Origin of the sequence: Janthinobacterium lyxosi, from assembly GCF_051380665.1 — a bacterium.
In the GTDB taxonomy this organism is placed as follows: domain Bacteria; phylum Pseudomonadota; class Gammaproteobacteria; order Burkholderiales; family Burkholderiaceae_D; genus Janthinobacterium.
In genome coordinates this window covers 24,553-49,134 of the sequence record NZ_JBNYXM010000020.1, presented here as the reverse complement: position 1 = coordinate 49,134, position 24,582 = coordinate 24,553, and the positions used below count along the sequence as shown (strand labels likewise).

21 protein-coding genes are annotated in these 24,582 nt (G+C 63.0%); 9 read left to right on the top strand and 12 right to left on the bottom strand.

The window, feature by feature from the left end:
* Positions 1-21: 21 nt before the first annotated feature.
* From ACQ4WP_RS20115 to aptA, 5 genes are all read right to left on the bottom strand, one after another.
* A complete protein-coding gene (locus ACQ4WP_RS20115; RefSeq protein WP_436523707.1) occupies positions 22-1,506 on the bottom strand; it encodes an NCS1 family nucleobase:cation symporter-1 in 1,485 nt (494 codons plus the stop codon).
* Between the two features lie 134 nt (positions 1,507-1,640).
* Positions 1,641-2,921 (bottom strand): NAD-dependent dihydropyrimidine dehydrogenase subunit PreA, encoded by a 1,281-nt coding sequence (preA, locus tag ACQ4WP_RS20110; RefSeq protein ID WP_436523706.1) that lies wholly within the window; start codon positions 2,919-2,921, stop codon positions 1,641-1,643.
* On the bottom strand, positions 2,921-4,288 hold the full coding sequence (locus tag ACQ4WP_RS20105; RefSeq protein ID WP_436523704.1) for an NAD(P)-dependent oxidoreductase: 1,368 nt from the start codon (positions 4,286-4,288) through the stop codon (positions 2,921-2,923). The genes preA and ACQ4WP_RS20105 overlap by 1 nt, the downstream gene beginning before the upstream one ends.
* A gap of 47 nt (positions 4,289-4,335) precedes the next feature.
* Positions 4,336-5,838, bottom strand: coding sequence for a CoA-acylating methylmalonate-semialdehyde dehydrogenase (locus ACQ4WP_RS20100; RefSeq protein ID WP_436523702.1), 1,503 nt, complete (start codon positions 5,836-5,838; stop codon positions 4,336-4,338).
* Between the two features lie 8 nt (positions 5,839-5,846).
* Positions 5,847-7,163 (bottom strand): omega-aminotransferase AptA, encoded by a 1,317-nt coding sequence (gene aptA, locus ACQ4WP_RS20095; RefSeq protein WP_436523700.1) that lies wholly within the window; start codon positions 7,161-7,163, stop codon positions 5,847-5,849.
* A 199-nt stretch (positions 7,164-7,362) separates the two neighbouring features.
* Here aptA and ACQ4WP_RS20090 point away from each other — a divergent pair, with 199 nt between their 5' ends.
* The 6 genes from ACQ4WP_RS20090 to ACQ4WP_RS20065 all read left to right on the top strand — a co-directional run bounded on the left by ACQ4WP_RS20090 (position 7,363) and on the right by ACQ4WP_RS20065 (position 12,297).
* Positions 7,363-8,832 carry an aminotransferase-like domain-containing protein gene (locus ACQ4WP_RS20090; protein WP_436523698.1) on the top strand — a complete coding sequence of 490 codons (1,470 nt, stop codon included), beginning with the start codon at positions 7,363-7,365 and terminating at the stop codon, positions 8,830-8,832.
* A gap of 10 nt (positions 8,833-8,842) precedes the next feature.
* Positions 8,843-9,520 (top strand): TetR/AcrR family transcriptional regulator, encoded by a 678-nt coding sequence (locus ACQ4WP_RS20085; protein ID WP_436523696.1) that lies wholly within the window; start codon positions 8,843-8,845, stop codon positions 9,518-9,520.
* Positions 9,521-9,611: 91 nt separating this feature from the next.
* A complete protein-coding gene (locus ACQ4WP_RS20080; protein ID WP_436523694.1) occupies positions 9,612-10,127 on the top strand; it encodes a hypothetical protein in 516 nt (171 codons plus the stop codon).
* A gap of 142 nt (positions 10,128-10,269) precedes the next feature.
* The gene (locus tag ACQ4WP_RS20075; RefSeq protein WP_436523692.1) at positions 10,270-10,539 is read left to right on the top strand and encodes a hypothetical protein; all 270 of its coding nucleotides are present in this window, start codon (positions 10,270-10,272) and stop codon (positions 10,537-10,539) included.
* Positions 10,540-10,699: 160 nt separating this feature from the next.
* Entirely contained in the window at positions 10,700-11,122 is a 423-nt protein-coding gene (locus ACQ4WP_RS20070) for a VOC family protein (RefSeq protein WP_436523690.1), read from the top strand.
* An 11-nt stretch (positions 11,123-11,133) separates the two neighbouring features.
* Entirely contained in the window at positions 11,134-12,297 is a 1,164-nt protein-coding gene (locus ACQ4WP_RS20065) for a dipeptidase (RefSeq protein ID WP_436523688.1), read from the top strand.
* Here ACQ4WP_RS20065 and ACQ4WP_RS20060 read toward each other — a convergent pair.
* From ACQ4WP_RS20060 to xapA, 7 genes are all read right to left on the bottom strand, one after another.
* A complete protein-coding gene (locus tag ACQ4WP_RS20060; protein WP_436523793.1) occupies positions 12,294-13,511 on the bottom strand; it encodes a nucleoside deaminase in 1,218 nt (405 codons plus the stop codon). The two genes, ACQ4WP_RS20065 and ACQ4WP_RS20060, sit on opposite strands and share 4 nt — an antisense overlap.
* A gap of 4 nt (positions 13,512-13,515) precedes the next feature.
* A complete protein-coding gene (locus tag ACQ4WP_RS20055; RefSeq protein ID WP_436523686.1) occupies positions 13,516-13,923 on the bottom strand; it encodes a cytidine deaminase in 408 nt (135 codons plus the stop codon).
* Between the two features lie 42 nt (positions 13,924-13,965).
* Positions 13,966-15,288: a thymidine phosphorylase gene (gene deoA, locus ACQ4WP_RS20050; protein WP_436523684.1), complete on the bottom strand. Its 1,323-nt coding sequence runs from the start codon at positions 15,286-15,288 to the stop codon at positions 13,966-13,968.
* Positions 15,289-15,363: 75 nt separating this feature from the next.
* The gene (locus ACQ4WP_RS20045; protein ID WP_436523682.1) at positions 15,364-17,745 is read right to left on the bottom strand and encodes an aldehyde dehydrogenase family protein; all 2,382 of its coding nucleotides are present in this window, start codon (positions 17,743-17,745) and stop codon (positions 15,364-15,366) included.
* 12 nt (positions 17,746-17,757) lie between these two features.
* Positions 17,758-18,717 carry a deoxyribose-phosphate aldolase gene (gene deoC / locus ACQ4WP_RS20040; protein WP_436523680.1) on the bottom strand — a complete coding sequence of 320 codons (960 nt, stop codon included), beginning with the start codon at positions 18,715-18,717 and terminating at the stop codon, positions 17,758-17,760.
* Positions 18,714-19,907 carry a phosphopentomutase gene (locus ACQ4WP_RS20035; protein WP_436523678.1) on the bottom strand — a complete coding sequence of 398 codons (1,194 nt, stop codon included), beginning with the start codon at positions 19,905-19,907 and terminating at the stop codon, positions 18,714-18,716. The genes deoC and ACQ4WP_RS20035 overlap by 4 nt, the downstream gene beginning before the upstream one ends.
* A gap of 117 nt (positions 19,908-20,024) precedes the next feature.
* Positions 20,025-20,864 carry a xanthosine phosphorylase gene (xapA, locus tag ACQ4WP_RS20030; RefSeq protein ID WP_436523676.1) on the bottom strand — a complete coding sequence of 280 codons (840 nt, stop codon included), beginning with the start codon at positions 20,862-20,864 and terminating at the stop codon, positions 20,025-20,027.
* A 388-nt stretch (positions 20,865-21,252) separates the two neighbouring features.
* On the opposite strand from xapA, the gene ACQ4WP_RS20025 reads away from it, so the two are divergent.
* The 3 genes from ACQ4WP_RS20025 to ACQ4WP_RS20015 all read left to right on the top strand — a co-directional run bounded on the left by ACQ4WP_RS20025 (position 21,253) and on the right by ACQ4WP_RS20015 (position 24,330).
* Positions 21,253-22,410, top strand: coding sequence for a carbohydrate kinase (locus ACQ4WP_RS20025; protein ID WP_436523674.1), 1,158 nt, complete (start codon positions 21,253-21,255; stop codon positions 22,408-22,410).
* A gap of 3 nt (positions 22,411-22,413) precedes the next feature.
* On the top strand, positions 22,414-23,343 hold the full coding sequence (locus ACQ4WP_RS20020; RefSeq protein ID WP_436523672.1) for a pseudouridine-5'-phosphate glycosidase: 930 nt from the start codon (positions 22,414-22,416) through the stop codon (positions 23,341-23,343).
* Between the two features lie 87 nt (positions 23,344-23,430).
* On the top strand, positions 23,431-24,330 hold the full coding sequence (locus ACQ4WP_RS20015; RefSeq protein WP_436506792.1) for a LysR family transcriptional regulator: 900 nt from the start codon (positions 23,431-23,433) through the stop codon (positions 24,328-24,330).
* Positions 24,331-24,582 lie beyond the last annotated feature (252 nt).

Sequence of the window (24,582 nt, the reverse complement as noted above, 5' to 3'; positions counted from 1 at the left end):
CTTGTCTCCTTCTCGAAAAGATCAGGACTGCGGCGCCTGCTGCACGTGCGCCACGGCCTTACCCTTCATCATGACGCCGTAGACGACTGCGGCGATGGCCACACCCACGAACCAGGCGTAGGTGTAGATGGTTTTAAAGCCTTCGGCCACGCCGGGAAACGCCGTGGGAAAGGCCGCGTTCAAAAAGCCCGGGAGATTCGGCAGCACGGCGATGACAAAGGCGATCAAGGCTGCCATATTCCAGCCATTGCCATACGAGTAGATGCCATCGTCGCGGTACAGCTGCTTGACGTCGAGCTGCGTCTTGCGCACAAAGTAGTAGTCGACGATGAGGATGCCGGCGATGGGACCCAGCAGTGCCGAGTAGCCGATCAGCCACGTGAAGATATAGCCCTGCGTCGATTCGAGCACCTTCCACGGCATCATGACGATGGCGATGAAGGCCGTGATGTAGCCGCCCATCTTGTACGAAATCTGCTTCGGTGCCAGCGAGGAAAAGTCGTAGGCCGGGCCCACCAGGTTGGCCGCCAGGTTGACGCTGACCGTGTCGATCAGCAGGATGATCAGGGCGATCAGCACGGCGGCGCCCGTCATGCGGCTGGCCAGGTCGACGGGGTCCCAGATGGCCTTGCCGTACATGACGACGGAGCCGGCAGTGACGATGACAGCCAGCATGGCCAGCAATCCCATGGGCACGGGCAAGCCGATGGACTGGCCGATCACTTGGTCGCGCTGGCTCTTGGCAAAGCGCGTGAAGTCGGGGATGTTCAAGGCAAGGGTGGCCCAGAAGCCCACCATGGCTGTCAACGATGGCCAGAAGACGCTCCAGAACTGGCCCGCCTTTTTACCACCGGGGATGAATTGCGATGGCTGGTCCAGCAGGCTGGCCACGCCGCCGGCCTTGCTGTGCACCCAGTACAGCAGCACGAAGCAGATGAGGATTTTCAGCGGCGCCGTGTACGTTTCCAGTTTGCGGATCGACTCCATGCCATGCAGGATGTAATAGAACTGGATGGCCCAGAAAGCCAGGAAGCACAGCAACTGGCTGCCGTTGATGCCCAGGCCAGCGATCTTCTCGCCGCCCAGCTCATGGCCCACCAGCACGCCCATCAGGGTGTAGATCATCTGCCCGCCAAACCAAGTCTGGATACCATACCAGCCGCAGGCGACGATGGCGCGCATCAGGGCCGGCAAGCGCGCGCCCATGGTGCCGAACGAGGCGCGCGCCAGCACGGCATACGGGATGCCGTACTTGGTGCCCGCATGGCCGATCAAGAGCATGGGCAAGAGCACGATGGCGTTGGCGAGAAATACCGTAAGCACGGCCTGGTAACCGGACATGCCGCTGTCGATCAGGCTGGCCGACAGGGTGTAGGCGGGAATGCACATCACCATGCCGACCCACAGCGCGGCGAAGTGATACCAGCGCCAGGTGCGCTGCGCCGCAGTGGTGGGCGCCAGGTCTTCATTCCAGAGTTGCGTGTTGCCTGAATAGTCGTGGTTCACAGGTATGCTCCATCGGTTGGGAGGGGATCGGTTTTATAGAAACGGCTCGACTTTTAAGTCAATCTAGCTTACCGCAAAGGCCGGCCGCCGTTTACAAAATAAACACACGCAAGATACATGCCTTGATGCGTGCCCTATGCCGTCTCCACCAACGCATGCGGGTTGCGCGGATCCTGCGTCCAGTTCATGTACGGCCTGCCCGTGGTCTGCGGCACCATCGTGATGCAGCCCTGCACCGGACAGGTGATTTCGCACAGATTGCAGCCCACGCATTCCTCCTTGATCACCTCATACGTGCGCATGCCTGCAGCGTCGATCAGTTGCGCAATCGACTGGTGCGACGTGTCTTCGCAGGCCACATAGCACTTGCCGCACTTGATGCAGTCGTCCTGGTTGATGTGCGCGATGACCTGGTAATTCATGTCCAGATATTTCCAGTCCGTCGTGTTGGCCACGGCCTTGCCGGAAAAGTCGCTGATACGCTCATAGGCCTTCTCATCCATCCAGCGCGACAAGCCATCCTTCATTTCTTCGACGATGCGAAAACCATGCAGCATGGCCGCCGTGCAGACCTGCACGCAGCCGGCGCCCAATGCGATGAATTCGGCCGCGTCGCGCCAGTTGCCAATGCCGCCGATGCCGGAAATGGGCAAACCGCGCGTCTGCGGATCGCGGGCGATTTCCGCCACCATGTTCAGGGCGATCGGCTTGACGGCAGACCCGCAATAGCCGCCGTGCGTGCTGGCGCCGCCCACGATGGGCAGGGCCACCATGCGGTCCAGGTCCAGCGAGGTGATCGAGTTGATGGTGTTGATCAGCGAGACGGCGTCCGCGCCGCCCGCCTTGGCCGCGCGCGCCGGCATGCGCACGTCCGTGATGTTGGGTGTGAGCTTGACGATGACGGGCAGACGGCTGTGCTTCTTGCACCAGGCAGTGACCATCTGCACATACTCGGGCACCTGGCCCACGGCCGCGCCCATGCCCCGCTCCGGCATGCCGTGCGGGCAGCCGAAATTGAGTTCGATACCATCGGCACCCGTCGCCTCGACCTTGGGCAGGATGTCGGCCCAGTAGTGCTCTTCGCAGGGCAACATCAGGGAGACGATCATGGCGCGGTCCGGCCAGTCCTTTTTCACCTGCGTGATTTCGCGCAGATTGATTTCCAGAGAACGGTCGGTAATGAGTTCGATGTTATTGAAGCCGACCACTTCGCGGTTCTTGCCATACAGGGCCGAGTAGCGCGACGAGACGTTGACGGCGGCCGGGTCTTCGCCCAGGGTTTTCCACACGACGCCGCCCCACCCCGCTTCGAAGGCGCGCACCACGTTATAGGCCTTGTCGGTCGGCGGTGCGGACGCCAGCCAGAAGGGATTCGGCGCCTTGATGCCGCAAAATTCGATGCTGAGATCAGCCATTATGCAGCCTCCACTTTGGAAAGAAGATCGTGATGGATGGCCAGTGCGGCCAGCTTGCCATGCTGGACGGCTTGCACCGTCAAGTCCTGCCCCGGCGCCACGCAATCACCGCCCGCATAGATGCCCGGCAGCACCGTGCGAAAGCCCGTGTCGACGGCGATCTTGTCGCCTTCGCGTTTCAGCAACGACGCCATCGGGTCATGCAGCACTTCGATGTCGAGGCTCTGGCCGATGGCCTTGAAGATGGCGTCGGCCGCCACGTCGAACGTTTCACCCGTGCCCGCCAGGCGTGAACCCTGCATGTGCGTTTTCTCGAAGCGCATGCCGGCCACCTTGCCGGCAGTATCGAGCAGCACCTGCTGCGGCTGGGCCCACGTCAGCATGCGCACCTGGTTGGCCTTGGCGATCTCCTGTTCATGGTGGGTGGCCGTCATGGCGTCGAAACCGCGCCGGTACACCAAGGTGACTTCCTCGGCGCCCAAACGCTGGATTTGCACCGCCATGTCGATGGCCGTATTGCCGGCGCCGATGACGATGGCGCGTTTCGGCACGGGCAGCGCGGCCAGGTCGTCCGCCTGGCGCAGCGCGCTGATATAGTCGACGGCGGCCAGCAGGCCAGGGGCATCCTCGCCCGTCAGGCCCAGCTTGCGGCTGGCGCCCAGGCCCAGGCCCAGGAAGACGGCGTCATACTGCGCGTGCAAGTCGCGCAGCTGCAGGTTCTCGCCCAGCGCCTGGCAACATCGGACCTCGATGCCGCCTATCTGCAGCAGGAAGTCGATTTCCTTTTGCGCGAAATCGTCTGTCAGCTTGTACTTGGCGATGCCGTATTCATTCAAGCCGCCCGCCTTGTCTTCCTTTTCAAAGATCACCACGTGGTGGCCCAGCATGGCCAGACGGTGCGCGCAGGACAGTCCCGCCGGTCCCGCGCCGACGATGGCAATCGTTTTGCCGGTGGCGGCGGCGCGCTGGAACGGGTGCTGCGCGAAATGCATGTGATCGACCGCGTAGCGCTGCAGCAGGCCGATTTTCACCGGCTGGCCTTCCCCATCGTGATTACGCACGCAGACATCTTCGCACAGGATTTCCGTGGGACAGACGCGGGCGCAGCTGCCGCCCAGGATGTTCTGTTTCAGGATGCCGGCGGCGGCGCCGTTGATGTTCTTGTCGTGGATGTTGCGGATGAAGCTGGCCACGTCGATTTCCGACGGACAGATGCGGCTGCACGGCGCGTCGTAGCAATACAGGCAGCGGGCGCTTTCGATGGCCGCCTGGCGCGCCGTCAGGGGCGGCGCCAGGTCCGTGAAATGGCCCGCCAGTTCCTCGTTGGGCAGGGCGGGATGCGGCAAATAGTTCAGGGACTCGATCATCGCGTTTTCCTTCTTTGAGCCTGCAGTGGATTTTTAGTTCGAAACCGTCACTTCATCTGGGGAAAAGCAAATTCCACACCAGCGCTTGCCGTGTTCGGCCAGCGCTGCATCACGGCCTTGTGGCGGGTGTAGAAGCGCACGCCTTCGGGACCATACGCGTGGTGGTCGCCGAACATGCTGCGCTTCCAGCCGCCAAAGCTGTTGAAGGCCATCGGCACGGGCAAGGGGATGTTGACGCCCACCATGCCGACCTGGATCTGGCGCACGAATTCGCGCGCCACGCCGCCGTCGCGCGTGTAGATGGCCACGCCGTTGCCATACTCGTTGGCGTTGATCAGCTCCACCGCATGCACCACGTCAGGACAGCGCAACACGCACAGCACGGGGCCGAAAATCTCTTCCTTGTAGATGCTCATGTCGCGCGTCACATGGTCGAACAAGGTACCGCCGACAAAGAAACCGTTCTCGCGGCCCGGCACCACATGGTTGCGGCCATCGACCACTAAAGTCGCGCCCTGCTCCACGCCAGAGGCGATGAGTTTTTCGATACGCTGCTTGGCGGCCAGCGAGACGACCGGTCCCATTTCCGCACCATCCGCCATGCCGTCGCGCACTTTCAGTGCAGCCGTGCGCGTTGCCAGTGCATCGATCAATTTGTCGCCCGCGTCACCCACGGCCACCACCACCGAGATGGCCATGCAGCGCTCGCCCGCCGAACCGTAGGCCGCGCCGATCAGCGCATCGACCGTCATCTCCATGTCCGCGTCGGGCATCACCACCATGTGATTCTTCGCGCCACCCAGGGCTTGCACGCGCTTGCCACTGGCGCTGCCGCGCGCATAGATGTATTCGGCGATCGGCGTCGAACCGACAAAGCTGATCGCCTGCACCACGGGGTGATCGAGCAAGGCGTCGACCGTCACCTTGTCTCCCTGTACCACGTTGAAGACGCCGTCGGGCAAGCCAGCTTCTTTCAGCAATTTCGCGTGCAGCAAGGAGGCCGACGGATCGCGCTCGGACGGTTTCAAGACGAAGGTATTGCCGCAGGCGATGGCAACAGGGAACATCCACATCGGCACCATCACAGGGAAGTTGAATGGCGTGATGCCGGCCACCACGCCCAGCGCCTGGCGCATGGACCAGGCGTCGATGCCGCGCGAAATCTGGTCGGTGAATTCGCCTTTCAGCAGCTGCGGAATGCCGACGGCAAACTCCACCATCTCGATGCCGCGCGCCACCTCGCCCTGCGCATCGGCAAAGGTCTTGCCATGCTCGCGCGTGAGCATGGCGGCAAAGTCGTCCGTGTGCTGCTGGCACAGCTGCAGGTAACGGAACAGGACACGGGCGCGGCTCAACGGCGGCGTGGCCGACCATGCGGGAAAGGCGGCGGCCGCGGCCTGCACGGCAGAGTCCACTTCTTCGCTGGTGCCCAGCGCGACCCTGGCGACGGGTTCGCCGATGGCAGGGTTGTAGACATCGCCGTAACGGCCACTCCGGGTGTCGACTTTAGCGCCGTTGATGAAGTGGGTGATGGTGTCGAGAGTGTTCATGGTGTTCCTTAGTCGAGATTTTTTAATACCTTGGCCAGCTTGCCAAACAGCTCGTCGACATGCTGTTTTTCCAACACCAGCGGCGGCGACAGGGCGATGATGTCGCCCGTCGTGCGTATCAGCACGCCGTCGGCGAAGGCCTGCTTGAAGGCGTTGAAGGCGCGCGCGCCCGGTTTGCCGGCGATGGGCTCGAGCTCGATGCCGGCGATCAGGCCGATGCTGCGCAAGTCGATCACGTGCGGCAAGCCTTTCAGGGAATGCACGGCGTCGCTCCAATACGCCTGCATGCTTTTCGCGTGGCCCAGGATGTCCTGTTCCTCGAACACTTGCAGGGTGGCCAGCGAGGCGGCGCAGGCGAGCGGGTGGCCGGAATACGTGTAGCCGTGGAACAGCTCGATGCCCGGTGGCGCATCCATGAAGGCGTCGTGGATATACTTTTTGCTGAACACGGCGCCCATCGGTACCATGCCGTTGGTCAGGCCCTTGGCCGTCGTCATCAGGTCCGGTTCGACGTCGAAATAATCGGCGGCAAACGGCGTCGTCATACGACCGAAACCCGTGATCACTTCATCGAAGATCAGCAGGATGCCATGCTTGGTACACAGCTCGCGCAGGCGTTTCAGATAGCCTTTCGGCGGGATCAGCACGCCCGTGGAACCGGCCACCGGTTCGACGATGACGGCGGCAATCGTCGAGGCGTCGTGCAGGGCGACGATGCGTTCGAGTTCATCGGCCAGGTGAGTGCCGTATTCGGGCTCGCCCACCGTGTAGGCGTTTTTGTCCAGGTTGTGCGTGTGCGGCAGGTGGTCCACGCCTGGCAGCAAGGGGCCGAAGGTCTTGCGGTTGCCGCCGATGCCGCCCACGGAAATGCCGCCGAAGCCCACGCCGTGATAACCGCGTTCGCGGCCGATCAGGCGCGTGCGTGCGCCCTCGCCGCGCGCCCTGTGGTAGGCCAGCGCCATCTTCAGGGCCGTGTCGACGGCCTCGGAGCCGGAGTTGGTGTAGAAAACGTGGCCGAACTTGTGGCCCGTGTAGTCCATCAGTTTTTCCGCCAGGTCGAAGGCGGCCGGATGGCCCATCTGGAAGGTGGGCGCGAAGTCGAGCTGACCGACCATTTCGCGGATGGCGCCGACGATCTGCGGCTGCGCATGGCCGCACGGCACGCACCACAGGCCGGCCGTGCCATCGAGGATGGCGTTGCCATCGACGTCCTTGTAATACATGCCTTCGGCCGAGACCAGCAGGCGCGGATGGGCCTTGAAATCGCGGTTGTTGGTAAACGGCATCCAGAATGCCGACATAGATTCTGGCCTGGTTTCGTTCATGACCTTCTCCTTGGGATGGGCTGGCGCGGGGCCAGGATCGTTTTTGACGAAGCGTAAAATAATTTACCAGTTGGCAAAAAGCTGATGTAATAATAGACAGGCCACCCCAAATGGCACAGATACACAAACGGCAAAGTGTCCCAACCGTACAGGTCAAAAAACCACTACAGTTTTGTGCAAGGCAGCATAAGGAGCCACCGTGAAGCACAGCGACAGCACAGACGAGGCCCCCGAGCAAGGCAGCGGCTGGCCCGTGTTGGACATCGATCGCCAGAAAAAGGGCGGACTGGTCGAGCAGATCGTCATCGCCATCAGCGTCATGGTGGGCAGCCGCGCCCTGCGCATCGGCACACGCATGCCTTCCGTGCGCCAGTTCGCCCGGTGCAATGGCGTATCGACGTTTACCGTCGTCGAATCGTATGACCGCCTGGTCAATCTGGGCCTGCTGTCGTCACGGCGCGGTTCCGGCTATTTCGTCGCGCGACACGATATCGCCGCCTCGCCGCAGGCGGCCCTAATTGCCAACACCCTTACGAGTCCCACCGCCATCGACGCCCTCACGCCTGACCTGTATTCGGGCGTCTCGGATGCGCTGCCCGTGGGTGCGGGCTGGCTGCCGCCCGAGATGTATGGCGAAGCGACCGTGCTCGATGCCGTGCGCCAGGCCATGCGCATTCCCGCCAGCCGCCTGCGCGGCTACGGCCACCCGCTGGGCTTCCCCTCGCTGCGCCAGCACCTGGCCACCACTCTGTCCGAAGAGCTGTTCCAGGTGGAAGCGGACCAGGTCTTGCTGACGCACGGTGCCACGCACGCATTTGATTTGATCCTGCGCAGCCTGACCAAGCCGGGCGACACGGTGCTGGTGGAAGACCCCGGCTACAGCAATCTGCAGTCGCTGATCCGCCACCACGGCTGCATCCCCGTCGGCGTCAACCGCGGCGAGGCGGGCCTGGACCTCGATGCGCTGGCCAGCGAGGCAGCGCGTACCCAGCCCAAGCTGATGTTCGTCAACACGGTGCTGCAAAACCCACTCGGTACCTCGCTCAGCCAGGCGCAAACGCACCGCCTGCTGGCGCTGGCCGAGCAATTCGATTTCTGGCTGGTGGAAGACGATATCTACCGCGAACTGGCGGCGCGTGGCGACGCCTCGCTGGCGGCGATGGACGGCTTGCGCCGCGTGATCCGCGTGGGCAGTTTTTCCAAGACCCTGTCGCCCGTGCTGCGCGTAGGGTCGATTTGCGCCTCGCCGTCGCTGGTGGCCGAACTGGTGCGCGTGAAAATGCTGGCAGGACTGACGACGTCGGAAATCAACGAGCGCGCCGTCTACCACGCCATCTCCGCGCGACCCTACAAGCGCATGGTGGAACGGCTGGTGGCGCAGCTCGATGCAGCCCGCGAGCGCAGCATCGACGGTCTGGCGCAAGCGGGCATGGCGCCCGTGGCGCGGCCCCGCGGCGGCATGTTCGTCAGCGCCGGCTGGCCCGACCTGCAGACGCCGGAATGGAATGGCAAGATCATCGCCGACATGGCATTAAAAGCCGGCATCCTGCTGTCGCCGAACGAATTTTTCATGCTGCGCGCGCCCGAGACGGTGTGGTTCCGCTTCAACGTGGCCTACACCGACAACCCCGTGCTGCAAGCCTTCCTGCAATCGATACGCCCACGCTAAAGAATCCGCCATGGCCAGCGAAAAACCCCCTGCCCTTCCCGTGAAAAATACCGGCGGCCGGCGCCTGCAAAACCGCGACCGCCTGGAAGCGGACATCCTGGAGCAGGCCGTGCGCGCGTTCGCGGAAAGCGGCTACGAGGGCGCGTCGATCGCCACCATCGCCGAACGGGCCGGCCTGTCGAAGCAAAACCTGATGTATTACTTTCCATCCAAGCAGCTGCTATACCAGCGCGTGCTCGACGACGTGCTCGACGACTGGCTGGCGCGCATGGAGTCGCTGGCCAACGAACACGACGAACCGCGCGACGTGCTGCGCGCGTATATCGGCGCCAAGCTGCGTTTTTCGCGCGAACAGCCATGGGCCTCGCGCGTGTATGCGCTGGAAGTGATCAATGGCGCTCCCCTGTACGGCGCGCAGATACGCGACCGGGTCGTGCCCCTGCTGCGCAAGGATATCGCCGTCTTCGAAGCCTGGATCGCCGCCGGCAGGATCGCGCCCGTCAACGCCACGCACCTGATGTTCGCCATCTGGGCCATGACGCAATCGTATGCGGACTTTTCGGCGCAGATGGCCCTGGTGCTGGAACGCAAGCAGCTCACGCGCAAGGATTACGAGGACGCCGAAATCCTGCTCACGCACATGGTGCAGGCGGCCATCGCCCTGCCTGCGGCAGCGCCCGGCGCGTGATGAAATTTCCAATGAACAAACTAGCAGTGATAGCATGGCGCGCTGGAGCGTTTGCAATGGCGACGCCATATCGACAGGATAAGGAACAGGCATGAAACAATGGTCATCGGCGCGCACCGCGTCATTGCTGAGCAAAGCTGCCTGCGCGGCGCTGCTGGCAGTGGCATCCATGGCACAGGCGCAGACAGTGGGCATGATAGAGAATCAGCCGCTCAGCGAAACCTGGCTCAACGCGGGCTTTTATTCGTATCACTTTCAGCGCGACAAGAATCTGAACGACAGCAATCCGGGCCTGGGCGCCGAATACCGCTTTTCCACCGTCGCGTCGGTCACGGCCGGGCGCTTCTACAATAGCGACCGCGCCTACTCGAACTACCTGGGCGTGTACTACCAGCCGATCCGGGTGGGCCCGCTGCGGATCGGCGCCGTCGTTGGCGGCTTCAGCGGCTATCCGAAGATGCGCGATGGCGGCTGGTTCCCGGCCCTGGTCCCCACCATCAGCTATGAATATCAGCGCGTGGGCGTGAATATCGCCATCGTGCCGTCCTACAAGGATCGCCTGTATGGCGCCCTCAGTTTCCAGCTGAAACTCAAGGTGTTTGAATAGCCGTTTGTCCCTGCCTTTCACCGTTCGGTCCGCCATTCCTGCCATCCGTCGCATACGCGATGCCCGGCAGCAAAGTTTTGCCTATAGTGGATTCATCGCCAGCATGCATACGGCAGCGGCACTCACACGACAGGAGAACGGCATGAAAGACATCAATTCGGCACCGGGCAGCACTTCCTTCAGCGCTTTCTGGAACGAGCTGTGCGCTTACGCGCGCCAAGGCATGGCCGCCCTGCGCGCCATGTCCTGGCCCATGCTGCTGGCGTGCTGCCTGGGACTGGCGTTCCTGATCACCATCTTGCCGCTGGCCATCATGCTGTTTGCCCTCGTCATGCTGCTGAGATGGGCAAGCAACAGCGACGACACGGGCACGGACACGAAGGCGGCAAACTCTCCCCAGTCGCCGCAATAAAAATTTTCGTCGTGGCAAGAGTGCAATGATTGTTCTATGGCACTATGGATGCACGCAGCATTGACGGGCATCAAACCCATCCCGATGGATGGGTTTGAGACGGAACGCTACGCAGTATCCATGATCGAAGCTACTCCCCCACAGCCATAGGAGTTTTCTGATGACCACGACAGCAAAAGCTACAGCAGCTACGACCATTCCCTGTCTGCGCTACCGCGATGCCCCCGCCGCCATCGAATGGCTGTGCACCGCACTCGGTTTTGAAAAACAATTGATCGTGCCTGACGGCAACGGTGGCGTCGCCCACGCGCAACTGAGCTTTGGCAATGGCATGGTCATGGTGGCACCGGCCCTCGACAGCGACTATGGCCGCCTGATGAAACTGCCTGGCGACATCGGTGGCGCCAACACGCAAAACTGCTACCTGGTCGTCAACGATGCCGACGCCGTCTACCGCAGCGCGCGCGAGGCCGGCGCCGAGATCGTGCTCGACATCAAGGATGAAGACTACGGCGGACGAGGCTTTACCTGCCGCGATCCGGAAGGCCATATCTGGAGCCTGGGCACCTACGATCCATGGTAAAACGGAGAACAATGATTATCATTACCCTCGCCGCCGCCAGCCTTGCGCTGGTCGGCGGTTTCCTGTCCGCTCCCGTCCTCGTCGACGAGCACCTCAACCGTGTACACGCGCCGTCCGGCAAGAAGCCATCGACAGCCACTGTGGCCCTGCACCAGAGCCTGTGGATCGCCGACCTGCACGCGGACAGCCTGCTGTGGCAACGCAATCTGAACCGCGACAGCCAGCGCGGGCATGTCGACTTCCCCCGCCTGCAGCGGGCCAACGTGGCGCTGCAAGCCTTTTCCGTCGTCACCAAGACGCCGCGCAAGATGAATATCGAGCGCAATGGCAGCGACACGGACAACATCACGGCGCTGGTGGTGGCGCAAGGCTTGCCGCCCGCCACCTGGAACAGCCTGTTGGCGCGCGCCACCTGGCAGGCCGACGAGCTGCGCCAGCAAGCGGGCAAGAGCCATGGCAAGGTCCGCGTGATCGGCAGCCGCGCCCAGCTGCGCAGCTTCATCGCCGCGCGCGAGAACGATCCCGGCCTGCTGGCCGGCTGGCTGACACTGGAAGGCGCACATGCGCTCGAAGGCAAGCTGGACAACCTCGATACCTTGTACCGGGCCGGCTATCGCATGGCCGCGCCCACGCACTTCTTCGACACGGAACTCTCCGGTTCCCAGCACGGCCTGAAAAAAGGCGGCCTGACGCCACTGGGCAAGCAATGGCTGCGCGCCATGGAGCAGCGCAAGATGATCGTCGACCTGGCACACGCCTCGCCGGCCACCATCGACGACGTGCTAACTTTGGCGAAACGCCCCGTGATGGTGTCGCACACGGGCGTGCGCGGCACCTGCGCCAATGGGCGCAACCTGAGCGACGCACAATTGAAACGCATCGCCGCCCAGGGTGGCCTGGTGGGCATCGGTTTCTGGAATACGGCTGTCTGCGGCAAGGACGTGGCATCCATCGCGCGCGCCATCAAGTACACGGTAAAACTGATCGGGGCGGAACACGTGGCCTATGGCTCGGACTTCGACGGCGCCGTCACCACGGCCATCGACGCCACCGGCTTGCCGCGCCTGACGCAGGCGCTGCTCGATGCGGGCCTGTCGGAAGCGCAAATCCGCCGCGTGGCGGGCGAAAACGTGCGCGACTTTTTACTCAAAAACCTGCCCGACGACGACGCCTAGCCCAGTGCGCGGATCAAAGCCTGGTCCACCACCTGGCGCGGCCGGATGCGTATCAGCTTGCGGTACAGCGGCGGCATGGCGTCGCACAGCGCCAGCAGCGCATCTTCCGCCATGGCCGGGCGCACGTACTGGAATTGTGCCGGATTATTCTCCGGCAGCGCCCCTTCCATGGTGGAGCCGTAGGCACCCAGGGTCATGAAACTGGCGGCGCTGTCGTCCGGGCCGATGGCCAGCACGAAGGTGCCGTGCTTGGGGTGACCCAGGTAGCTTTTGATTTCTTCCTGCAGCGCCGGCTCGGCATTCGCCATCAATTCAAAACGCAATTGCGCGTACTGGCGCGTGCATTCCATGAATGGCGTGCGGATGGCCGATTGCGCCAATTTTCCCGGCATGCACAGCAGCAGATTGCCGAAAGGATCGAGCAAGGCGGCCGCGTCGCCCTGGCCGCCATCGCGCACATCCTGCTCCATGGCCGCCTGCAGGAATGGCGCCAGGCCAGCATCGGGCGCATGTGGCTCGCAGCGGTAAGTCAGAGCGTCGGGATAGCGGCGGCGCAGAGCGCGCACCACGGCATGCTCGGACGGCAAGGTAGCCGGGTCGCGCAGGTGCACGTCGTCGCCGGCGTTCAGCAGCTGCATCACCTGCGCCGATGTCGCTTCGAACACGAGCGAGCACAGTGCCTGCGTCGCCTCGTGGATGCTCTTGCCGATGAAAAAAGATTTGGGCGCGGCGCCGGAAGGCAGCCGCGCATACTCGGTGGCGCCACGCACGGCCGGATAGCAAAAGCTTCGGCCGGCCTGGGCCTGCAGCAGCGCCGGCAAGGCCGTGAACGTGGCAGCGCCATCGTAATTGATGCCCGCCTTGACGTCGGGCGCGGCCACCACCACGTTGAAGCCGGCCGCCAAAATCGCCCCCGTGCACATGCAGCACGGGTCGAGCGAGGTGACGATGGTCAGTTCGCCCGGCGGCGGTAAGGGCGTTCCCTTGGCCCGTTCGGCAAAATACCAGTCCACCAACTGGCGTTCACCATGCGCGGTGGGATCGAACACCAGCCCCTGGCGCACGACGTTGTTATGCATCGATTGCAGCACATTGCCGGCGCCGTCGAGCAGCACGCCGCCCACGCCGAAGGTGCCCTGCGTCTTGGCTGCCATGGCTTCGGCCGCGGCAATCGCCACGGCCGCCTGGATGTCGATCGTCTTGTTCAAGCGGATCCTGTTACTGCATGTCCAGGTCGGAATTGCCGAAACCGTGCGGCAGCAGCCAGCCCGCCGTCACTTCCATGATGTCGTTTTTCAGATTGGTGAGGATCACCGGCAGGTCGGCGCCGCCCATCTCGAACATCACCTGGCGGCAGGCGCCGCAGGGCGAGATCGGTTCCGCCGTGTCGCCCGTGACGGCCAGCTTGGCGAAGTCGCCTGGTTTACAGCCATGCGCGATGGCGCTGAAAAACGCCGTACGCTCGGCGCAGTTGCACAGGCCATATGCGGCGTTTTCCACGTTACAGCCACGGAAGACGCGGCCATCCTTGCACAGCAGCGCCGCCCCCACCTTGAAACGCGAGTATGGCGCGTAGGCCAGTTCACGGCCGGCATTGGCTTCGGCGATCAGTTCTTGGTTGTTCATTTTGTTTTCTTTTCAACCCCAGACTTTGCTTCTGGGCTTAGTTTACGGACGAATCGTACGGTAAATCACCGGATTGGCCGTCAGCGCCACCGCACTGATGGCATACGCGTCCTGGATTTCCTTGACGGCTTGCTGCGCCGCCGCTTCCGTACGCGCATGCACCATGGCCAACGGCTGGCCAACGGATACTTGCTCACCCAGACCCACCAGATCCGTCAGGCCGACAGCGAAGTCGATGCTGTCGGTCGGACGGCGACGGCCACCGCCCAGGGCCACCACGGCCAGGCCGATGCCGCGGCAATCGCGCACATTCGCGTAACCGGCGGTGAGCGCCGGTGCCGGCACGACGAACGGCGCTTTGTCCAGGTGCTTGTCCGGATTCTCGACCAGATCGGCCGGGCCGCCCAAGGCGGACACCATGCGCGAGAAGCGCTCGGCCGCTGCGCCCGAATCGAGGGCCGCCATCAATTTCACGCGCGCCTCGTCTTCGGTGGCAGCCAGGCCGCCCAGCACCAGCATCTCGGCGCACAGCGACAAAGTGACTTCGTGCAGGCGCGCGGGACGCGAACGGCCCGTCAGGTAATCCATGGCGCCGCGCACTTCCAGCGCATTGCCCGCGTACGGCGCCAGCGATTCGTTCATGTCCGTCAAAATCGCCGACGTCTGCATGCCCGCGCCATTACCGACGGCGACAATGCTCTCGGCCAGTTCCACCGACTTGTCATAGGTCGGCATGAAGGCGCCCGAGCCCACTTTGACGTCCATCACCAGCACATCCAGGCCGGCCGACAGCTTCTTCGACAGGATGGAACCGGTGATCATGGCCACGGATTCCACCGTGGCCGTGACGTCGCGGATGCTGTAGAAACGCTTGTCGGCCGGCGCCAGCTGCGCCGTCTGGCCGATGATGGCCACGCCGATATCCTGCACTACCTTGCGGAACAATTCATTGTCCGGCACGGTGCAGTAACCAGGAATGGCGTCGAACTTGTCCAGCGTGCCGCCCGTGTGGCCCAGGCCGCGGCCCGAGATCATCGGCACGTAGCCGCCGCATGCGGCGACCATGGGGCCCAGCAGCAGGGAAACGACGTCACCCACGCCGCCCGTCGAATGCTTGTCGACGACAGGGCCCGGCAAGTTCAGCGAGCGCCAGTCCAGCACCTGGCCGGAATCGCGCATGGCCAGGGTGAACGCCACGCGCTCGTCCATGTTCATGTCGTTGAAATAGACGGCCATGCCCAGCGCCGCGATCTGGCCTTCGCTGACGCTGCCGTCAGTGATGCCGCGTACGAAAAACTGGATTTCTTCGGCGCTCAGCACGCCCTTGTCGCGCTTCTTGCGGATGATTTCTTGGGTTAACAACATGGAATAACTCCAATCATATGATCTGGGGTCAGTCCCTACGGTTCTGACCCCAGCTTTGCCAGCACTACTTATCGATCAGACGCCGTAAGGAATCCACACGTTTTTCACTTGCGACGCATGTGCCAGCACGGCACGGCCGCCGCTTTGGGCGGCACTGTACCAGTCGCGGCCTTTGGCGCCACCGACCCAGGTGCGTTTCAGGGTGCCGGCCGACAGGCGCTCGACTTCCGCGCAACCCTCAGCGGATCCGTCATGGCGCCAGACGGCGTCGATGTCGGCGTGCGTGGCCAGGGTGCGCGCCAGTTCATCGGCGTTGCCGCTGATGATGTTGACGACGCCGCCCGGCAAGTCGGACGTGTCGAAGACCTGGTACAGGTCCAGCGCGGAAAGCGGATGCGCTTCCGATGGCACCACCACCACGCGGTTGCCCAGCGCGATGGCCGGCGCCACCAGCGAGATGAAGCTGAGCAGTGGCGCTTCGTTCGGGCAGACGATGCCGATCACGCCGACCGCTTCATTGAGCGCCACGGTAATGCCTTTGGTGGGCGGCTGGTGCGCCAGGCCGTCGTACTTGTCGGCCCAGGCGGCGTAGTAAAACAGGCGTTCAATCGATGCCTGCACTTCCTTCTCAGGATTTTTACTGCCCGTCATGGCGGCGATGCGGGCAGCAAATTCGTCGGCGCGCGCCGCCAGGTTTTCGGCGATGTAGTACAGCACTTGCGCGCGGTTGTGCGCCGTGGCGCTGGTCCAGCCGGACGCTTTATGCGCCGCTTCGATGGCGTTGCGGATATCCTTGCGGCTACCTACGCCCACCTCGGCCAGCAGCGCGCCATTCGCGCCGAATACGGGCGCGCTGTAGGCGCTGTCAGGACGCGCCTGTTTGCCGCCGATGTACATCTTGGCCGTGCGGTCGATGGCGAAGGGGTCGGCTGCTGCCGGTTTCACATTGCCCTTGGCTTTCGCCTGCACCACCGGCAAGGCCGGGCGCGCATCTTCGGCCAGGGCCGTCATGTATTCCAGCATGCCTTCGCGGCCGCCTTCGCGGCCGAAGCCCGATTCGCGGTAGCCGCCGAAGCCGCACGCGGCATCGAACTGGTTGGCGCTGTTGATCCACACCACGCCAGCCTTGATGGCAGGAGCGATGTCCAACGCGAGACTGATCGACTCGGTCCACACGCTGGCGGCCAGGCCGTACACCGTGTTGTTCGCCAGTTGCACCGCTTCGGGCGGCGTGCGGAAGCTCATGGCCACCAGCACGGGGCCGAAAATTTCAGCCTGTGCCACGGCGGCCGACGTCGATGCGCCCGTGATCAGGGTGGGCGGGAACCACGAGCCGTCAGCCGGCAATTCGCACGCCGGTTGCCACACGTCGCAGCCTTCGGCACGGGCGGTATCGACCAGCGCGGCGATGCGCTGGCGCTGCACGGGGTCGACCAGCGCGCCCACGTCCATCGATTTGTCCAGGGGCGAACCAAGACGCAGGTTTTCCATGCGCGCGCGCACTTTGTTCAGGAAGCGCTCCTGGATCGATTCCTGCACCAGCAGGCGCGAACCGGCGCAGCACACTTGTCCCTGGTTAAACCAGATTGAATCGACCAGGCCTTCCACGGCGCCGTCCAGGTCCGCGTCTTCAAAGACGATGAACGGCGACTTGCCGCCCAGTTCTAACGACAGCTTCTTGCCGCTGCCGGCCGTCGCCTCGCGAATCAAACGACCCACTTCCGTGGAACCCGTAAACGCGATCTTGTCGACGCCAGAATGGTTGACGATGGCCGAGCCTACGCGGCCGTCACCGGTGACGATATTGACCACGCCGGCCGGCACGCCCGCTTGCACGCACAATTCGGCGAACAGCATGGCGGTCAGCGACGTGAATTCAGCCGGCTTGAAGACCACCGTGTTGCCGGCCGCCAGGGCCGGGGCGATTTTCCACGACAGCATCAGCAGGGGGAAATTCCACGGCACGATCTGGCCCACCACACCCACGGCGCGGTAGTCGGCGAATTCTTCCGATTGCAGCTGCGCCCAGCCGGCGTGATGGTAGAAATGGCGCGCGGCCAGCGGCAGATCGATATCGCGCGTTTCGCGGATGGTCTTGCCGTTGTCCAGGGTTTCGAGCACGGCGAACAGGCGCGAATGCTTTTGCAGCAAGCGTGCCAGCGCGTACATGACTTTCGCGCGGCCATGGCCACCCATGCCCTGCCATACCGGCAGCACGCGGCGCGCCGCTGCCACGGCGCGTTCCACGTCAAGGTCGCTCGCTTGCGTCAGTTCCGCCAGTTGCGTGCCATCGGCAGGATTGGTCGAAGCGAACAGCTCGGCCGGCTCGCTCCAGGCATTGTCGATGAACAAACCGAATTTGCGCTGGTGGCCATCAAGCCACGCCTGCGCTTCTTTTTGACTTTCGGGAGCAGGGCCGTAGTCCATAGTATTGAGAATCTCGTTAATTGTTGGCATGACGATTGTTCTTTAAGGTTGTGCGTGACGATGATTGGCCGAGTAGCTGCCGGTGACGTAGTGCTCGAGCTGACGCTCGATGTCGGTCAGCAGGCTGGAAGCGCCGATGCGGAACAGGTGCGGCTGCAGCCATTCGTTGCCCAGTTCTTCCTTCATCAGGGTCAGGTATTGCAGCGCGCTCTTGGCCGAGCTGACGCCGCCGGCCGGCTTGAAGCCCACCTGGAAGCCCGTCTGCTCGTGGTATTCGCGGATCGTGCGCACCATCGTCAGGGCCACGGGGATGGTGGCGTTCACGCCCTCTTTACCGGTGGAGGTCTTGATGAAATCGGCGCCGGCCATCATGCAGACCCACGAAGCCTTGGCCACGTTTTCCATGGTCAGCAAGTCGCCCGTGGCGAGAATCGCCTTCACGTGCGCTTCGCCGCAAGCCTTGCGGTAGGCCAGCATTTCGTCGTACAGCACTTGCCAGTTGCCGTTCAGGACGTGCTGGCGCGTGATGACGATATCGATCTCGGAAGCGCCGGCGGCGACCGACAGTTCGATCTCGCGCAGCTTCGTTTCCATGCTCGTCAGGCCGGCCGGGAAACCTGTCGACACGGCGGCGATGGGCATGCGGCCCTGGATGACTTTCACGGCTGGCTGGATCATCTCGTGGTACACGCACACGGCGCCGGTGCTCAATTGCGTCAGGCCCAGTGCGGCCATCAGGTCCGCGCGCAGTGGGCGCATGGCCTTCATGCACAGGCGTTCCACGCGGCCCGGCGTATCGTCGCCGCCCAGGGTGGTCAGGTCGATCATCTGGATGGCTTTGACCAGCCAGGCGGCCTGGTATTCCTTTTTCACCGTACGGCGGTTCGCCAGGCTGGCCGCGCGGCGGTCCGTCGCGGCGCGGTTGACGCGGATCTGGTTGATCCAGCCCAGGTCGAGGCCTACGGCCTCGTTACGCTTGAATTCGGGGTGCATGAGTGTCATAACAAGCTGGTTCCATTAGCAAGTGGTGGTACGCCAAGGTGCTTGGCGAGGGTTTGACCAATATCGGAGAACGTCTCGGAAATACCCAGTGCGCGCGGGGCGACGCCGGGACCGAAGAAGATCATCGGAATGTGTTCGCGGGTGTGGTCGGAGCCGTGCCAGGTCGGGTCGCAGCCATGGTCGGCGGTGATCACGACCAGGTCGCCTTCCTTGAGCTTGGCCATGAATTCCGGCAGTCGCGCATCCATTTCGCGCAGCGCGTCGGCATAGCCCTCGACGTTGCGGCGGTGGCCGAAGGCCTGGTCGAAATCGACGAAGTTCACAAAAGTGAGCGACTTGTCCTGCACTTCATCGGCCGTTTTCAACAGCGCTTCGAACAGCGCCATGTTGTCGACGCCCTTGACGACGCGCGAGATGCCCTGGGTGGCGAAAATGTCGCTGATCTTGCCCAGGCCGACGACTTCGCCGCCCGCATTCTTGACGTGGTCGAGCAGGGTCTTGCTTGGCGGCGCGACGGCGTAGTCGTGGCGGTTGCTGGTGCGCGTGTAGTTGCCATTGCTGCCGGTGAACGGGCGGGCGATGACGCGGCCGATGTTGTATGGCTCGACCAGCTTGAAAGCCATTTCGCACACTGCGTACAGGCGCTCGAGGCCGAACGATTCTTCGTGCGCGGCGATCTGCATCACCGAGTCGCCCGAGGTATAGATAATCAGCTTGCCGGTGGCGACGTGTTCATCGCCATGCTTGTTGATGATGTCCGTGCCGGAGGCATGGCAATCACCCAGGAAGCCGGGCACGCCCGACATGGCTTTCAGCTTGTCGGTCAGGTCGGCGGGGAACGATGGCGTGGTGCGGGGAAAATATCCCCAGTCGAATTCGACGGGCACGCCGGCGATTTCCCAGTGGCCGCTCTGCGTGTCCTTGCCGGTGGAGCGCTCGCGCGCCGCGCCGTAGGCGCCGGTGAAACCGTCGCGCTGGTCGAAGCCCGTGGCCCATTCGCCGCTGGCCAGGTGCGCGGCGGCGCCCAGTCCCAGGCGTTCCATGTTAGGGAGTTTCAAGGCCTTGCCGCTTTTGGCGACAGTGCTGGCAATGTGGCCAAAGGTATTGGCACCTGCGTCGCCATACTTGGCGGCGTCTGGCGTCGCGCCAAGGCCGAAGGAATCAAGCAGGAGGATAAATGCGCGTGACATGATAAGGCTCGCTTTATGGAGTGATGCGGGATGATGCGAACAGTGTAGGCCGGATTTCCCCGGCCTGCCGCGCAGCAGCGCCGGTGGCCGGCGCGCCGCTACTGCGTAAAAAAGTGCTTAGGCTTGCGGTTTCTCAGCGACTTTGGCCAGGAAAGCGAGGATCAGCTTGACCAGGTCTTTCGCGCCGATGGCCGCGTATTTCAGGGTTTGCTCGTGCGACAGGGCGAATGGCGACATGCCTTCGGCCAGGTTGGTGACGACGGACACGCCCACCACTTTCAGGTCGCAATGGCGGGCCGAGACCACTTCCGGCACCACCGACATGCCGACCGTGTCGGCGCCCAGGCGGGCCATCATGCGGATTTCGGCCGCCGTTTCGAAATTCGGGCCAGGGTAGGCGACGAACACGCCCTCGTGCAGAGTGATGCCGCTGGCGGCCGCCGTGTCCTTGACTTGCTGGCGCAGGTCCGCATCATAGGCGTTGGCCATGCTGAAGAAGCGCGGGCCGAAGCGGTCGTCGTTCGGGCCGACCATCGGCGTGCCTGGCAGCAGGTTGATATGGTCGCTGATGGCCACCAGGCTGCCGGCGTCCACTTCAGGGCGCAGGGAACCGGCAGCGTTGGTAACGAACAGCATTTCGCAGCCCAGCAGTTTCAAGGTACGGATGGCGCTCGTCATCACGCCCATGCCATAGCCTTCATAAAAGTGGCCACGGCCCTTCATGCAGACGACGGCGACGCCCGACAGGGTGCCGACCACCAGTTCGCCGGCATGGCCGTGCACGGTGCTGATCGGGAAACCTGGCAATTCGTCAAAGCTGATGCTGACGGCGTCCGTCATCTGCTCGGCCAACACACCCAGGCCGGAGCCGAGGATCATCGCCACGCGCGGCTTGAAATTTTCAGGAGCGCGGGCACGGATGATTTCGGCGGCGTGGAAAGGGGCGTTGTTCGACATGGTTATCCTCTGATTGACTAATGATGATGGTTGCTGCCTGCGCGGCGGGGTACGCAAAGTATCGCGCCCAGGAATCGGGTATGTATGGGTGTTACGGGTATATCCAAATGCGTATTGCCACTATTTGCCGCCACTATGCATCAAACGGAATATGTATGGCAAATACCATTTTTCTTGCCCATTTATACAATTCAAATATAAATGGCCGATATTATAGTCGAGGCAAGCGCTCGCCCGCCAGCGACGGCCACGCCCTTGCGATGCCCGGGAAATGCATGCATACAAGCTCCATACGAACAATTTTCGCACACCCTTGACGCGAACTTGACACCGATCGGACAAATGTTTAAAGTCACAGACAAATGTTTAACCCTTCAGCGAACACCTTGTGACCGATACCAATAAAAAAGACCAGCTGTACACGCTGATCCGCAACAACCCCTTCATCTCGCAGCAAGACCTGGCGGGCGAACTGGGCTTGTCGCGCTCGGCCGTCGCCGGCCACATCGCCGGATTGATCCGCGAGCGCCGCCTGCTGGGACGCGCCTACGTGCTGCCCGACAGTCGCCCCGTGCTGTGCATAGGTGCAGCCAACCTCGACCGCAAGATGCGCACCCTGGCGCCCCTGCAGATGGGCACCTCGAATCCCGTGCGCTCGGAAGAAGTGTTTGGCGGCGTGGGCCGCAACATCGCGGAAAACCTGGCCCGTCTGGCTATCCCCGTGGCCCTGTTGACGGCGCTGGGCGACGACGCGGCCGGCCACGCCCTGCAGACGCATGCGGAAGACGCGGGCATCGATATGCGCGGCAGCTTGCATCTGAGCAACACCAGCAGCGGCACTTACACGGCCGTGCTTGACGAAACTGGCGAAATGCTGCTGGCGATGGCCAATATGCAACTGTACGAACAGCTGACCCCAGCCTTTTTACATAGCCGCCAGCCGCAGCGCGCCGCCGCCGCCCTCACCGTCTGCGACCTGAACCTGGGCCACGACAGCGTGCAGGCACTGCTGGCCGACGCGCGCCAGGAGGCGGCCTACGCGACGCCGCTCGTCATCGTCGCCGTCTCGCAGCCGAAGATGGCGCACCTGCCGCAAGACCTGACGGGCTTGCACCTGCTGATCCTTAACCGGGGAGAACTGGAAACGCGCGTGGCGCGCGCCTTGCCCACGGCGTTTGATGTGCGCGCCGCCTGCCGCGAAGTGCAGCGCCAGGGTGCGCGCCAGGTGATCGTCACCTGCGGCGGCGAAGGCGTGTACTTTACGAATGGCGACAGCCAGGATGCGCCAGTCGTGCACCTGGCCGCGCGCGAAGTGGACGCCGTCGACGTGACGGGCGCCGGCGACGCGTTTTCCGCCGCCGTCTGCTGGTCCCTATACCACGACAGCAGCGATTTGAAACTGGCATGCCGGCGCGGCCTGAAGCTGGCTGCCATGACCCTGGAATCGGCTGCCACCGTCTCCCCCCAGATTTCCGCCGGCGCGCTCGACAACATTGACGACGCCGACCTGGCGCCACCTCCCCCTACCCTCTTTCAACAGGATTGACACATGACGCAATTGAATAATTTCCTCTCGTTCTCGCAAGAAGTCATCGACGCGCGCGCCGCCGGCAAGGCCATCGTGGCGCTGGAATCGACCATCATTTCGCACGGCATGCCGTATCCGCAAAACGTGGAAATGGCGCGCGAAGTGGAACAGATCATCCGTGACGGCGGCGCCGTGCCGGCCACCATCGCCATCATCGGTGGCAAGATTTGCGTGGGCCTGTCGCCCGAGCAGCTGGAACTGCTGGGCACCTCACCCGACGCCATGAAGGTCAGCCGCCGCGACTTGCCGTTCGTGCTGTCGCAAGGCAAGCTAGGCGCCACCACCGTGGCCGCCACCATGATCTGCGCGGAACTGGCTGGTATTTCCGTGTTCGTTACGGGCGGCATCGGCGGCGTGCACCGCGGCGCGGAAACCAGCTTCGACATTTCCGCCGACTTGCAGGAACTGGCGCAAACGTCCGTCGCCGTCGTCTGCGCGGGCGTCAAATCCATCCTCGACATCGGCCTGACCCTGGAATACCTGGAAACCCACGGCGTGCCCGTCATCAGCGTGGGCCAGGAAGGTTTTCCTGCCTTCTTTACCCGCGAAAGCGGCTTCAAGGCCGATTTCCGCCTCGACACGGCCGCCGAGCAGGCTGCCTTCATCGGCACCAAGTGGCAGCTGGGCTTGAAAGGCGGCGTGATCGTCAGCAACCCCGTGCCGGCTGCGCAAGCCATGCCGAAGGAAGAGATCGATGCGATCACCACGCAAGCGCTGCAGGAAGCGGACGCGGGCGGCGTGAAGGGCAAGCAAGTCACGCCATTCCTGTTGTCGCGCATCAAGCAACTGACGGACGGGCGCAGCCTGGCAACGAATATCGCGCTGGTCAAGCACAATGCCCAGGTCGGCACCGCGCTGGCCATTGCCATGCAGGCAGTCGTGGCACGATAATAGGACTGCTGTAAAGAAAGCGCGCATGCCGGCATCAAGGCCTGCGCGCCGTTCCATCGCCAAGCACCACGCAACGCCAAGGAAAGCATGTCCATCGATCTGAAACAGTTAAAGTATTTTCTTGCCGTTGCCGAGGAGAAAAGCTTCAGCCGCGCCGCCGAGCGCCTGCATATCTCGCAGCCGCCCCTGAGCCAGCAGATCATGAAACTGGAAAGCGAACTGGGCGTGCGCCTGTTTGCGCGCACCACGCGCACTTTCGAGCTGACCGTGGCGGGCAAGGCGCTGATGAACGAGGCGGCCGACCTGCTGGCCAAGATGCGCATGACCATCGACACCATCCGCCAGATCGACCGCGGCGAAGTGGGCCGCTTGCGCGTGGGCATCGTCGGCTCGGCCATGTGGGGTCCCATCCCCAGTCTGCTGGAAGAATTCCAGACCAAATTTCCCCGCGTCACCTGGACCATCCATGAATTCGGTCCCACGGTGCAATACGAAGCCTTGCGCGCCAAGCAAATCGACGTAGGTTTCTGGCGCGAACCCAAGCTCAACGACGACGACTTGCGTCACGATAATTTACGCCAGGAACTATGCTTCCGCGAAAACGTCTGCGTGGCTGTCAACGAACATCATCCGCTGGCAAAAAACACGGCCATCGAGCTGATCGACATCGCCCACGAACCGATGCTCACGCTGAACCTCGACAAGTCGGCCTTTCCCCGCTACCTGGTGCAATGCTGCATCAATGCCGGTTTCGAACCCGTGATTTTCCAGGAAGCGAGCGAACCGCAAACCCTGCTGGCCATGGTGGGTGCGGGCCTGGGCGTGACGCTGGTGCCGGAAACAACGAGCCGCATCGGCTGGCCCGGCGTCGTCTTCCTGCCGATCAAGACCAATCCGCCATCGGCCAACCTGTATATCAGCTACACCACGCTGGACGACGCTCCCGTCGTGCGGGCCTTTTTAAACATACTGAATCCTCCAGCCTGACCTTTACCGCCTATTTATATGCGCTGCATATAAATACATAAACAAAAACGTATTTGTCATACATATCTGGCATGATGCATAGTGATCCGGACGCCCATCGCGGCGCCGGTCCCGTGCTTGCCCTGCCCGTCAACTGACGGCGCATCCCAGCCCGCTCCGGCAGCCCCATTCGATGTTGTACCTATAAAAGAGACGGGGCGCGACTGTTGCATGAGCATCACACTGACAACATAAAAGCAGACAAGGCCAGCA